Below are 11,215 nucleotides of genomic sequence, written 5' to 3' on the forward strand. Positions count from 1 at the left end.
GCAATGGTTCAAATTCAGGGCAACAAAAAACCCGCCGCAGCGGGTTGGATCAGCTCAGGCGAACACTCGCCCGCGTCAGGATCACTCAATCAGCTCACTGCGCTTGCCAGTGCGGTTCTTCCATTCATCGGCGTCGGCCAGCGCGGGCTTGCGCTTGGTGATGCTGGGCCACTTGGCGGCCAAGTCGGCGTTGAGTTTGATGTATTCCTGCTGGCTGGCCGGCACATCTTCTTCCGGCAGGATGGCAGAGGCCGGGCACTCGGGGATGCACACGGCGCAGTCGATGCATTCGTCCGGATCAATGACGAGGAAATTCGGGCCTTCGCGGAAGCAATCGACGGGGCAAACATCGACGCAATCGGTGTACTTGCAGCGGATGCAGGCTTCGGTGACGACGTGGGTCATGGCAAAAAACGATGAAGGTTGAGAGACGGGCCCGCCAGAGCTGCAAGCAGGGCGGCAAACCCGGGATTCTAAGATTGCACAGGGGTTGGCGATTGATGGCCCGCAATCGCTGCGGTGCCTTGCCGCACGGGGGTTGCACCGATGCCCACGGTGACCACCGTGGGCCGCCCGGCGTGCTCGGTGCTGGCCTGCCCCAACGTGGCCACGGTGTGCTGGCTGTGACGGGCATCCGGCCAACCCGCACGCGATACCGCCAACACCGGCGCTTCCTCCGGCCACCCAGCAGCCCGCAATTGTTCGGACAGGGCTTGGAGCTGCTGCCCGGCCATGTAGAACACCTCGGTGTCGGCACGCGGCTGGCCGCGCCGACCCACATCCAGCGCTTGGTTGTGTGTCATGGCGGTGGCCAGCGCCACGCTGCGGCCCAAGCCCCGGCGCGTCAAGGGGCGGGCGGTTTGGGCCGCAGCGGCCAGAGCCGCCGTCACCCCCGGCACCACTTCGAACGAAATGCCGTGTTCGGCCAAGGCTTCGAGTTCTTCTTCGAGCCGCCCGAACACACTCGGATCGCCGCCCTTGAGCCGCGCCACCCGCGCCCCGGCTTGGGCGTGTTGCACCAACAAGGCATTGATGCGTTGTTGCGCCGTGCCGTGAACGAAACCGCGTTTGCCCACGTCGATCCACTCGGCGTGGGGGGCCAAATCTCGCAGGGCTGGGTCGGCCAAGGCATCGAACAGCACCACGTCGGCGCTGGCCAGCGCACGGGCGCCGCGCAGGGTGATCAAATCCGCCACGCCAGGGCCGGCACCGATGAACACCACCCGACCGGGCGTCGGCAGTTCAGGGGACAACAAAGCGTCGGGCCGTGGCGAAGCGATCATGCGGGCTGAGGGGTCTTGCGCACGTGCAGCCCACACTCTTTGGCCGACTCGTCTTCCCACCACCAGCGACCGGCGCGGAACTCCTCACCGACGGCAATGGCGCGGGTACACGGTGCGCAGCCGATGCTGGGCATGAACTGATCGTGCAGGGTGTTGTAGGGCACGTTGTGGGTCGAGATGTGGTGCCACACGTCCGCCCACGTCCAATCCACCAGGGGGTTGTACTTGGCGCGGCCATTGGGCTCGATCTCGTGGGCCGGCATGGTGCCACGGTTTTGCGATTGTTCGCGGCGCAAGCCCGTCACCCAGGCGCTGCGGCCAGCGAGCATGCGGCTCAGCGGTTCCATCTTGCGCACGTTGCAGCAGGCTTTGCGCAGCTCAATGCTTTGGTACATCGCCTGCTCGCCGTGTTGGCGCACAAACTGGATCACCGCTTCTTGCGGCGGCGCGTACAGCTCGACCTTCAAGCCATAACGGCTTTCGATCTGCGGAATCAGCGCCAGCGTCTCGGCGTGCAGCGCGCCGGTTTGCAGCGTGCCGATGGTGATGGGGATCTGGTGCCGGGCGATCAAGTCGGTCAGCACCATGTCTTCCGCACCCAGGCTGTTGGCCAGCACGATGTGGCCGGGATGCTCCGCCGCCGCTTGGCGCAGCAGCGCCACCGTGGCGGCGACGCGCTCCTCAAAACCCGCTGTGTGGCGCGCATACAAATCGATGGCGCTGGACGTGGCCTGAGCCCACGGCAAGGCGCTCACAGCTTCATCGCCAGTGGAAGAAAGCAGAGACGATTCGACGGGGGCGTTCATACAGCACTCCGAGCAAACAGGGGGCGGGTGGCCGACACATCACCCTGGTAGTGGGCGGTGACGTGGGTCAAAGCGCGCTGGGCGGATTCGACGCGCTGGTCATGGCGCAGCTTGGCTTGGCTGAAGCCGGTGCGGGCCATGAGCGGCACCATGTCCACCAACACATCGCCCACGGCGCGCACGTCGCCGGCAAAACGCAGGCGCGAGCGCAGCACTTTGGCTTGGCTGTAGGCGCGGCCATCCGTCCACTTGGGGAAGTTCAGCACGATGAGGGCCAGGCGCGGCAGGTCGGCGGCCAGGGTTTCCACGTCCACGGTGTTGGACAGGCTCACGCCAGTGGTCAGGCCAGCCGGCCAGGTGTCGCGCACGGCGTGCCACTGTTCCAGCGTCAGCAGCCGATGGTCAGCGGGTTTGGGGTGCGGTTGCGGGCCGTCTTCACCGCCCACGGTGTGCCAGAGGGTGTCGTGCGAATCAATGAATTGCATGGCGTTGCTCGTGTTCCGGGGGTTTTTAGGCGGCGGTGATGTGGCGCACAGCGTCGGTGGCGGTGCGCAACGGCGGCACGCCCAGGCGGCGCACGGTGTTGACAAACCGCTCACCCGGCTGGCGCTCGCGGCGGTATACGTCGATCAGGGCTTCGACCACGTCGGCCACTTCTTCGGCCGCGAACGAGGGGCCAATCACCTTGCCGGGCACCGAGGCACCGCTCAGGGTGCTGCCATCCGAGCCGCCGACCGACACTTGGTACCACTCCTGCCCATCCTTGTCCACGCCGAGGATGCCGATGTGGCCGGTGTGGTGGTGGCCGCAGGAGTTCATGCAACCGCTGATGTGCAGATCGATGTCGCCCAGGTCATAAATGGCGTCCAGATCGTCGAAGCGCTCGGTGATGCTGGCAGCCACCGGGATGGAGCGGGCATTGGCCAGGGCGCAGAAGTCGCCGCCGGGGCAGGCGATCATGTCGGTCAACAGGCCGATGTTGGGCGTGGCAAAACCGGCATCCTTGGCAGCGTGCCAGACGGTCAGCAAATCGGCCTCGCGCACCCACGGCAGCACCAGGTTTTGATCGTGCGACACGCGCAACTCGCCCAGCGAGTAGCGGTCGGCCATGGTGGCGGCCTGTTCCATTTGCTCGGCGGTCACGTCGCCGGGCGCTTGACCGACACGCTTGAGCGACAGCGTCACAGCGCGGTAACCCGGCACGCGGTGGCCGTGGACGTTGCGCTCCAACCAGCGCAGGAACGCGGCGGGCGCCGGGCCGGTGCGGTTCGGATCAAAGCCTTGGGTGGCTGGGCGCACGCCGTTCGGATCCACGAAGTGGCGCGACACACGCTCCAACTCGCCCGCTGGGATGATGTGCTCGCGGCCATCCACGTCCACATTCACAATTTTGTCGAACTCGGCGTTCACCGCGTCGATGAACTTCTGGCCCTCGGCCTTCACCAAAATTTTGATGCGCGCTTTGTAAGCGTTGTCCCGACGGCCAAAGCGGTTGTAAACCCGCACGATGGCTTCCAGGTACACCAAAATTTCTTGCCACGGCACGAACGCATTCACCACCGTGCCAACGATGGGCGTGCGGCCCATGCCACCGCCGACCAGCACCTTGAAACCCACCTCGCCGGCGTCGTTCTTCACCAGTTGCAGGCCGACGTCATGCCAGCCGATGGCGGCGCGGTCTTCCACCGAACCGCTGATGGCAATCTTGAACTTGCGCGGCAAGAAGGCGAATTCCGGGTGCAGCGTGCTCCACTGACGCAGGATTTCGGCGTACGGGCGCGGATCGACCACTTCGTCCGGCGCGATGCCCGCAAAACAATCCGTGGTGATGTTGCGGATGCAGTTGCCGCTGGTTTGGATGCCGTGCATGTCCGCCTCGGCCAAGGCGTCCATGGCGTCGGCGGCGCGGGGCAGCGGAATCCAGTTGTATTGCAGGTTCTGGCGCGTGGTGAAGTGGCCGAAACCTTGGTCGAATTCGCGGGCGATCACGGCCAGTTGGCGCAATTGGCGGCTGGCCAACTCACCGTAAGGAATGGCCACGCGCAGCATGGGCGCGTGGCGTTGGATGTACCAACCGTTTTGCAAGCGCAGCGGGCGGAAGTCATCGTCGGCCAACTCGCCAGCGAGGTTGCGCTCCAACTGGTCGCGGAACTGAAACGCGCGTTGGCGGATGAACTGGCGGTCAAAGTCGGTGTATTGGTACATTGGATCTGCGGGGCCAAAAAGAGGCAATGGGCCGTGTTGGGGCCCATTATGAGAAACCCGCATATTCATGCAAACAACTGTTTCTTCAGTTGCTTATGGCATGAGGTTATGAGTCACACCACAAAACGCCCCGACTGCAAACGCAAGGTGCGGTCACACCGGGCGGCCAAACCGGGGTCGTGCGTCACCAACACGAAGGCGACGCCTTGTTCACGCGCCTGGGTGAGCATCAGTTCGAACACTTTGTCGGCGGTGTCGCGGTCGAGGTTGCCGGTGGGTTCGTCGGCGAGCACACATGCGGGTTGCGTCACCAAGGCCCGCGCCAAGGCCACGCGCTGGCGCTCCCCGCCGGACAACTCTGCCGGGCGGTGCATCACCCGTGCGCCCAACCCTACAGCCTCCAACATGCGGCAGGCTGTGGCACGCGCCAATTCAGGCGCTTGGCGGCGGATGCGCAACGGCATGGCGACGTTGTCCAACGCGCTGAATTCGGGCAAGAGGTGGTGAAACTGGTACACAAACCCCAGGTGGCGGTTGCGCCAGGCGCCTTGTTCGGCGGGGCTCATGTCCGCAAACGAGCGCCCTTGCAGCACCACGCGCCCTTGGGTGGGCGCATCCAAACCACCGAGCAGGTGCAGCAAAGTGCTTTTGCCGGAACCCGACGCCCCGACGATGGCCAGCGTTTGCCCCGCATCGATCCCAAAATCCACGCCTTGCAGCACGGGCACATCCAGGCCCCCTTCCTGAAACCGCTTGGTCAGGCCGGTGGCGGTGAGCACCGGTGCGGTGCCGGCACGCAGGAACTCACTCATAACGCAGCGCCTCCGCTGGGTTGACGCGGCTGGCGCGCCAGCTCGGGTACAGCGTGGCCGCGAAAGCCAACAGCACGGAAATCAAGGAAATGGGCAGGATGTCGGCCATCTGCGGATCGCTGGGCATTTGGGTGATCAGGTAAATGCTGCCGGGCAGGAAACTCACGCCCAAGGCGCGCTCAATCGTCGGGACGATGACATCGATGTTGAACGCCACCAGCACGCCGCCGAGCACACCGGCCACGGTGCCAATCAAGCCGCTGGCCGCGCCCTGCACCATGAAAATCGCCATGATCGAACGCGGGCTGGCGCCCAGGGTGCGCAAGATGGCGATGTCGGCGCGTTTGTCGGTCACCGTCATCACCAGGGTGGACACGAGGTTGAACGCCGCCACCGCAACGATGAGCGTCAAGATGATGAACATCATGCGTTTCTCGATCTGCACGGCGTCATACCAAGCGGCGTTGGTGCGCGTCCAGTCCGTCACCATGACGTCGGGGCCGAGGCGCCCGCGCAACTGTTCGGCCACGGCGCGGGCTTGTTGTTGATCCACCAATTGGAGCTGCACGCCGGTGGGGCCGCCGGTGCGGTAGAGGCGTGCGGCGTCGTCGAGGTGAATCAGCGCCAGCCCGCTGTCATATTCGTAGTGACCGACGTGAAAAATCCCCGCAACGGTGAATTGTTTGAGGCGTGGCACCACCCCCGCCGGGGTCACTTGCCCGCCAGGCGTGATGATGGTGACGCTATCGCCTTCGATGACGCCCAGTTGCCGGGCCATTTCGCTGCCCAGCAAGATGCGCCATTGCCCCGGTTGCAGTTTGGCCAGGGTGCCTTCGCGGGCGAGTTGGCTGGCCAGTTCGGTCAAACGGGGTTCGTGCTCGGGCAGCACGCCGCGCACGACGGCGCCGCGCATCGTTTCCCCCCGCGCCAGCAAAGATTGCACAGCGACGAAAGGCGCCGCCTCGCGCACTTGCGGCAGTTCACGGGCACGCTGGGCCAGGGCCGACCAATCCGGCAGCGCCAGCCCTTGGGCATCGCGCAGCTCCACATGGGGGATGGCGGCGAGCATGCGGTCGCGCACCTTCTTTTGGAAGCCGTTCATGACGCTGAGGACGATGATGAGCGCCGCCACGCCCAGCGCAATGCCGATCACCGACACCAACGAAATGAAGGAGATGAACCCGTTGCGCCGCCCCGAGCGCCCGGCACGGGTGTAGCGCCACCCGATCTGCCATTCGAAAGGCATGGAAAACCGTTTTTGCATCCGGGCATGCTACCGGAGTGCCCTCAATGCCTTCACCCTCCGGTGTAACGCCCTGGCCGATGGTTGATGGCTAAAAACAAGCTCATCACCACCGCCCCCAGCATCGAATACGCCGCCCGATCCCACGGCAACACACTGGCCGCCAGCAGCAGCACACTCACGTCCAGGGCCATTTGCACGTGGCCTGCACGCCAACCCAGCGCCTGCTGACAGTAAAACGACACCACGGTCGCGCCCCCCAAACTGGCACGATGTCGGGCCAAAAACAAACACCCCGAGCCCAGCAGCAGCCCACCCAGCACCGCCGCGTAGGCCGGGTGTAAACGCTCGATCGCGAACAACGCGGGTGACCACTCGGTCAACAGCGAAAGCAAGGCCACCGCCCCGAACGTTTTAAGTGTGAATTCCCGCCCCATGCGCTGCCACGCAAAGCCGTAAAACGGCAGGTTGATGAGAAAAAACAGCTTGCCAAAACTCACCCCCGTGAGGTGGTGCAGCACAAAGGCCACGCCCGCTGTGCCACCGGTGATCATGCCCACTTGGCTGAACAAGATGAGGGCCAATGAAACAAACAGAGTGCCCGCAAACAAGGCTTGTGCGTCTTCAAGCGCACTGTGAGGTTGCCGTGACGAAGTGAAAAGGGAGGTTGTCATGGCCCATGCTATGCATAAATCACACCACGGCGTTGGGCCAATGCGGCGAGGTTCACACCTCGTTGCATCAGTTCACTCTGGGTAACATTGCCCGATGTCTCCAGGCCACCCGCTCCCTGCCGCATACACCATGCCGATCCGACACCGCTTGTTCCGCTTTTGCAGCGCTTTGCTGCTGGCATTCGCGCTGGGCGGATGCACCTCTACCACCGTCGTTCAATACCACGCAGGAGACAGTCGCCCCGTCTGCCAGGAGGATGGCACCGTCAGTCCGGTGCTGATTCTGTGGGGAGCTGCTTGGCGCAAGGATCAGCACCATCGGGCCGAGCGCGAAGCCGCTGCCGAACGGGGCATCCGCCAGTATTTTGCGCGGAGGGATTGTTTCCCCCATGCCTACATCGCCGGGCAGGCCATGGGGCGCTCACCGCTGACGCTGTCAGACATCGACATGATCCGCTGGGCGCGTGGCCAAGCCACCCCGTTCAGCATGCTGATACAAGTGCGCGTGGAAGAACTGGACGTGCGCACCCAAGTGCAGCCCTCTTTGGTGCTGTGGGAAAGTGACAGCCTCGTCCAGCTTCGGGTGCGGGTGCTGGACATGGCCTCCATGCGCCTGCACATGGATCGAACCGTGCATTGGAAGAATGGAGGCGGCTATGCTGTGCGCAACACCAGCACGCTCAGTGACGATTTGAGCTCGGCACTGGCGGCGGTCTTCACACAGCAGTTCTCTCGTTACTGATGAAAATTTCGCCTACACCAAGAAACGGGTTGACACACTCCCTTTCTTGATTGTTTCTTTTTCGGGATGAGCTCCATTTAAAATTTGAATCGAGTCTCATCGATTTTGTTGTGGCCCATCTCCAAATTCGCTGAGGACATATGAACAAAAATCGCGCCATATCGGGTTTTACGCTGGTTGAACTGGCCATCGTCTTGCTCATCATCGGGATCTTGTCCGCCATTGCGATGCCGATTTACCAAGATCATGCTTTGCAAGGTCGCATCGTGGACGCCACCAATGCGCTGTCCACCCTGCGCGTGCGCATGGAACAGCACTACCAAGACAACCGCAAGTACATCGACACATCGTGGGCGGCCAGCCCGTGTTCATCTTCGGCTTCGGCGGGAGAATTCACCATTTCGTGCTCCTCGCTGTCGAGTGCCGCCTGGGTGGGTCTGGCGCAAGGCACCGGCACCATGGCCGAATTCGCGTACAGCATCAACCAAGATGGTACCCGCGCCACCGTTTCTCTGCCGGCCAAGTGGGGCAGCAGCGCTTCGGGGTGCTGGATCACCAGCAAGGGAGGGAAATGCTAAAACACCCTTCGCACAGCTGCCACGGTCAGCGGCGCCAACACGGGTTCTCGTTGGTCGAACTCCTGATGGTGCTGCTCATGATCGGCGTACTGGCCTCGTTGGCCATTCCCCAGATCACCGAATGGGTGGCTGTGTCACGGTTGCGCGCAGCGGCTGAAGGAATCCAGCACGCAGTGCGCTTGGCCCAAGCGGAGGCATTGCGCCGCAGCCGCTCGACCGCGCTGGTGTTGACACAAGCCACCCCCGCCATTGGCGCCACACCGGTGGCGAATGGCCAGCGGTGGTGGGTGCAGTCTTTGCAGCGCAGCGGTGAGGATGCCAGCACCCAGCAGATGCTGCAAAACGGCACGGATCCTGCGTCCATGAATGTCAGCGTGAGCGGCGTTGCCGCACTTTGCTTTAACGCCCTCGGTCAGCAAGTCACACTGGCAGCGGCGGCCAATGGACTGGGGGTTGACTGCACAGCCCCCAGCGCGGCCACCCCTTACACCGAATACACCTTCACCCACACCCGCACGACCCGCCGCATGCGCGTCCAGGTGGGCAAAAGTGGTGAAGTGCGCATGTGCAACCCCGACAAAACCCTCAGTGACGAGGCTCCCGATGGCTGCCGCTGACCCCTTGCCGTCCATCCCCCCCGCCCGTCCACGGCGACGCCAACAGGGGTTCACGCTGCTGGAAGTGCTGGTGGCCATGTTGCTCACGTTCGTCGGGCTCATGGGCATGTTGCAAATTCACGGGCGAGCGATCGGCGTGGCCATCGATGCCACCGAACGCAACCAAGCGGCCCTCATGGCCAGTGAGCTGGCTGCGCTAATGTGGGCCAATAACAGCGCCACGCTGGACTCCACGGTGCTGGACACCTGGAAAACCACACGCCTCCAAAACGAAGACATTTCGGGTTTGCGTGCTGCTGAACTCACCGTCAGTGACCCTGACGCCAGTGGCGTGGTGCTGATCACCATCCGGTGGACATCGGTCACCCATCAAGGCCAAGCCAGCCGCTACGTCACCGAGATGGTGATTCCTCAGGAGCTGAGTTGATGCAAGCGCCACCCCGTTCAGCACAGCGCGGCATGACGCTCGTTGAGCTTTTGGTCGCCATCGTCATTTCGCTGTTCATTTCGCTGTCGATTTTGGTCTTGTTGGCGGGCAGTGAAGGCCGTAACCGGGTGAGCAACGGCCTCAACACCATCGAACAAACCTCCAGCCTCAGTTCGTTCATGATGGATCAGTGGGTGCGCAGCGCAGGCAGTGGGCTCACCGTCGAGAGTGGTACGTTTTATGGCTGCACGCTCTACGCTAAAAACAGCACCGGGCAAACCTTGCCTCGCACGGCAGCGCTGCCCGATCCGTTTGCGCACATCAACCCCCATGAGGCTTACCAATTTCCGCTGGCCCCGGTGCTGATTTTTCCGGGCGTATCCTCGGGCACCAACACCCCGTCAGACACGCTGATGGTGATGGGCGCTGCTGCCAACCATGCGGGGATTCCGTCATCCCTGACCAGCGCGCCCGGTGAAGATCATTTGAATGTCCACAATGCCTACGCTCTGACGGCCTCCCAGTTGGTGCTGATTGCCGATATCAACAGCTCCAACTGCATGGTGACGCAAATCAGCTCGTCACATACCGACGCCACGGCCACGACGGTGCCACTGAACGGCGATTTTCATGCCTCCCACATTGACACCCTCAATCTTGCCGATTTTTCCAAAGACAGCATTGCCCTGCCTCTTGGCATTCCCTCAACCGGCACAGCGCCCCAAATGATGCTGCTGGGCGTTGGCAGCAACAAAACACTTTACAGTTATGATCTGCTGCAAATGTCTGGCGGTGACGATGCTTTACAGGCCCGTGCCAGCGGTATTTTGGAAATGCACGCCATTTATGGTGTGGACACCACCAACGACGGCAAACAAGATGGCTGGGTTTCCGCGTCAACGGGGGAATTTGCGACCACTGCCATTTTGGCGAACAGCCAACTCTCGACCAAACTGAAGAGAATCAAATCGGTTCGGGTGGCGCTGGTTTTGCAAATGGATGAAGTGAGTTCTTCACGCCAAGGCATGGTATCGGCGCCCAGCCTGACGATTTTCCCGGATCTGGCTGCGCAAGGTCTGTCTATCACCCGCACGCTGACCGACGATGAGCGCCGCTATCGCTACCGTGTTGTGGACACCACGCTGGTGCTGCGCAACACCCACATGCTGACGCCATGATTGTTGCCATGCCCGCTGCCGCCACCGATCGTCGTCGCATTCGGCGTCATCAGCAAGGTGCCACTTTGCTGATTGTGCTCGCCACGTTGTTGATTTTGTTAGCCGGTGGCGTGGCCCTGCTTCGCTCGTCGGATGCCAACTTGTTGCTGACTGGCCAATTGGCCACCCGGCGCGACATGCAAAACCAAGGTGAGCGCGGGATTGCTTGGGCTGTTGCCCAGTTTAATTCGGGCGCCCTGAGTTCCAAAGTATCGCGAGAATCCAGCCAAAAGGCCATTAATTATTCAGCCGTGCAACTGGCCAGTAATTCTCAAGGGATTCCCAGTATTTTGCTGAGTGATACCGCTTACGCCGCTGCGGGCATGACGGGCAGTGACATTGAAAGCACCAACACCAGTGTGATCATCCGAACGGTCATCGATCGATTGTGTACCGAAGAAGGGGCCTCGGCGACGGACACTTGCACCATGATCAGCAAGTTTTGCGGCGGGCACTCGGCTGGGCAAGATTCTTCGGTCGGGGGTGGTGAAGTTTTGAAGTGTGAAATGACTGTTTATCGGATCACTGTTCGCGTCGATGGCCCCCGATCTGCGCAAGCTTTCTATCAATCCATTTTTGCGATGTGACCGCTCTTCAGAGCAGGAGCCGAA

The 11,215-nt window shown here is 62.3% G+C and carries 14 protein-coding genes; 6 read left to right on the forward strand and 8 right to left on the reverse strand.

The genetic code is table 11. The annotated features are described in order from the left end of the window. Window positions 1-81: 81 nt before the first annotated feature. From fdxA to VITFI_RS12240, 8 genes are all read right to left on the reverse strand, one after another. On the reverse strand, window positions 82-405 hold the full coding sequence (gene fdxA / locus VITFI_RS12205; protein ID WP_089417194.1) for a ferredoxin FdxA: 324 nt from the start codon (window positions 403-405) through the stop codon (window positions 82-84). A 68-nt stretch (window positions 406-473) separates the two neighbouring features. After that, a complete protein-coding gene (gene cobA, locus VITFI_RS12210) occupies window positions 474-1,283 on the reverse strand; it encodes a uroporphyrinogen-III C-methyltransferase (protein WP_089417195.1) in 810 nt (269 codons plus the stop codon). Continuing rightward, complete coding sequence (locus VITFI_RS12215) at window positions 1,280-2,089, reverse strand: phosphoadenylyl-sulfate reductase (RefSeq protein WP_089417196.1); 810 nt, start codon at window positions 2,087-2,089, stop codon at window positions 1,280-1,282. Before VITFI_RS12215 ends, cobA begins: the two co-directional genes overlap by 4 nt. Continuing rightward, complete coding sequence (locus VITFI_RS12220) at window positions 2,086-2,574, reverse strand: DUF934 domain-containing protein (protein WP_089417197.1); 489 nt, start codon at window positions 2,572-2,574, stop codon at window positions 2,086-2,088. Before VITFI_RS12220 ends, VITFI_RS12215 begins: the two co-directional genes overlap by 4 nt. Before the next feature lie 25 nt (window positions 2,575-2,599). After that, the gene (locus VITFI_RS12225; RefSeq protein WP_089417198.1) at window positions 2,600-4,294 is read right to left on the reverse strand and encodes a nitrite/sulfite reductase; all 1,695 of its coding nucleotides are present in this window, start codon (window positions 4,292-4,294) and stop codon (window positions 2,600-2,602) included. Between the two features lie 113 nt (window positions 4,295-4,407). Then, window positions 4,408-5,106, reverse strand: coding sequence for an ATP-binding cassette domain-containing protein (locus tag VITFI_RS12230; protein WP_089417199.1), 699 nt, complete (start codon window positions 5,104-5,106; stop codon window positions 4,408-4,410). Then, entirely contained in the window at window positions 5,099-6,352 is a 1,254-nt protein-coding gene (locus VITFI_RS12235) for a lipoprotein-releasing ABC transporter permease subunit (protein WP_198301459.1), read from the reverse strand. Before VITFI_RS12235 ends, VITFI_RS12230 begins: the two co-directional genes overlap by 8 nt. Before the next feature lie 50 nt (window positions 6,353-6,402). Beyond that, on the reverse strand, window positions 6,403-7,023 hold the full coding sequence (locus VITFI_RS12240) for a YitT family protein (RefSeq protein ID WP_089417201.1): 621 nt from the start codon (window positions 7,021-7,023) through the stop codon (window positions 6,403-6,405). 130 nt (window positions 7,024-7,153) lie between these two features. Here VITFI_RS12240 and VITFI_RS12245 point away from each other — a divergent pair, with 130 nt between their 5' ends. The 6 genes from VITFI_RS12245 to VITFI_RS12270 all read left to right on the forward strand — a co-directional run bounded on the left by VITFI_RS12245 (window position 7,154) and on the right by VITFI_RS12270 (window position 11,191). Further along, window positions 7,154-7,765 carry a hypothetical protein gene (locus VITFI_RS12245; RefSeq protein WP_157725672.1) on the forward strand — a complete coding sequence of 204 codons (612 nt, stop codon included), beginning with the start codon at window positions 7,154-7,156 and terminating at the stop codon, window positions 7,763-7,765. Window positions 7,766-7,905: 140 nt separating this feature from the next. Then, window positions 7,906-8,343: a type IV pilin protein gene (locus tag VITFI_RS12250; RefSeq protein WP_089418134.1), complete on the forward strand. Its 438-nt coding sequence runs from the start codon at window positions 7,906-7,908 to the stop codon at window positions 8,341-8,343. Next, window positions 8,337-8,960: a pilus assembly FimT family protein gene (locus VITFI_RS12255; RefSeq protein ID WP_089417203.1), complete on the forward strand. Its 624-nt coding sequence runs from the start codon at window positions 8,337-8,339 to the stop codon at window positions 8,958-8,960. The genes VITFI_RS12250 and VITFI_RS12255 overlap by 7 nt, the downstream gene beginning before the upstream one ends. Next, window positions 8,947-9,387 (forward strand): type IV pilus modification PilV family protein, encoded by a 441-nt coding sequence (locus VITFI_RS12260; protein ID WP_157725673.1) that lies wholly within the window; start codon window positions 8,947-8,949, stop codon window positions 9,385-9,387. The genes VITFI_RS12255 and VITFI_RS12260 overlap by 14 nt, the downstream gene beginning before the upstream one ends. Next, window positions 9,387-10,565 carry a PilW family protein gene (locus VITFI_RS12265; protein WP_089418135.1) on the forward strand — a complete coding sequence of 393 codons (1,179 nt, stop codon included), beginning with the start codon at window positions 9,387-9,389 and terminating at the stop codon, window positions 10,563-10,565. The genes VITFI_RS12260 and VITFI_RS12265 overlap by 1 nt, the downstream gene beginning before the upstream one ends. Before the next feature lie 8 nt (window positions 10,566-10,573). Then, on the forward strand, window positions 10,574-11,191 hold the full coding sequence (locus VITFI_RS12270) for a pilus assembly PilX family protein (RefSeq protein WP_157725674.1): 618 nt from the start codon (window positions 10,574-10,576) through the stop codon (window positions 11,189-11,191). Window positions 11,192-11,215: the final 24 nt, after the last annotated feature.

It is taken from the genome of Vitreoscilla filiformis (genome assembly GCF_002222655.1).
GTDB lineage: Bacteria > Pseudomonadota > Gammaproteobacteria > Burkholderiales > Burkholderiaceae_C > Ideonella > Ideonella filiformis.

Excerpts from the sequence above, each read along its gene's own strand:
- fdxA (WP_089417194.1), bottom strand. The coding sequence starts at position 405 with ATGACCCACGTCGTCACCGAAGCCTGCATCCGCTGCAAGTACACCGAT.
- cobA (WP_089417195.1), bottom strand. The coding sequence starts at position 1,283 with ATGATCGCTTCGCCACGGCCCGACGCTTTGTTGTCCCCTGAACTGCCG.
- VITFI_RS12215 (WP_089417196.1), bottom strand. The coding sequence starts at position 2,089 with ATGAACGCCCCCGTCGAATCGTCTCTGCTTTCTTCCACTGGCGATGAA.
- VITFI_RS12220 (WP_089417197.1), bottom strand. The coding sequence starts at position 2,574 with ATGCAATTCATTGATTCGCACGACACCCTCTGGCACACCGTGGGCGGT.
- VITFI_RS12225 (WP_089417198.1), bottom strand. The coding sequence starts at position 4,294 with ATGTACCAATACACCGACTTTGACCGCCAGTTCATCCGCCAACGCGCG.
- VITFI_RS12230 (WP_089417199.1), bottom strand. The coding sequence starts at position 5,106 with ATGAGTGAGTTCCTGCGTGCCGGCACCGCACCGGTGCTCACCGCCACC.
- VITFI_RS12235 (WP_198301459.1), bottom strand. The coding sequence starts at position 6,352 with ATGCCTTTCGAATGGCAGATCGGGTGGCGCTACACCCGTGCCGGGCGC.
- VITFI_RS12240 (WP_089417201.1), bottom strand. The coding sequence starts at position 7,023 with ATGACAACCTCCCTTTTCACTTCGTCACGGCAACCTCACAGTGCGCTT.
- VITFI_RS12245 (WP_157725672.1), top strand. The coding sequence starts at position 7,154 with ATGCCGATCCGACACCGCTTGTTCCGCTTTTGCAGCGCTTTGCTGCTG.
- VITFI_RS12250 (WP_089418134.1), top strand. The coding sequence starts at position 7,906 with ATGAACAAAAATCGCGCCATATCGGGTTTTACGCTGGTTGAACTGGCC.
- VITFI_RS12255 (WP_089417203.1), top strand. The coding sequence starts at position 8,337 with ATGCTAAAACACCCTTCGCACAGCTGCCACGGTCAGCGGCGCCAACAC.
- VITFI_RS12260 (WP_157725673.1), top strand. The coding sequence starts at position 8,947 with ATGGCTGCCGCTGACCCCTTGCCGTCCATCCCCCCCGCCCGTCCACGG.
- VITFI_RS12265 (WP_089418135.1), top strand. The coding sequence starts at position 9,387 with ATGCAAGCGCCACCCCGTTCAGCACAGCGCGGCATGACGCTCGTTGAG.
- VITFI_RS12270 (WP_157725674.1), top strand. The coding sequence starts at position 10,574 with ATGCCCGCTGCCGCCACCGATCGTCGTCGCATTCGGCGTCATCAGCAA.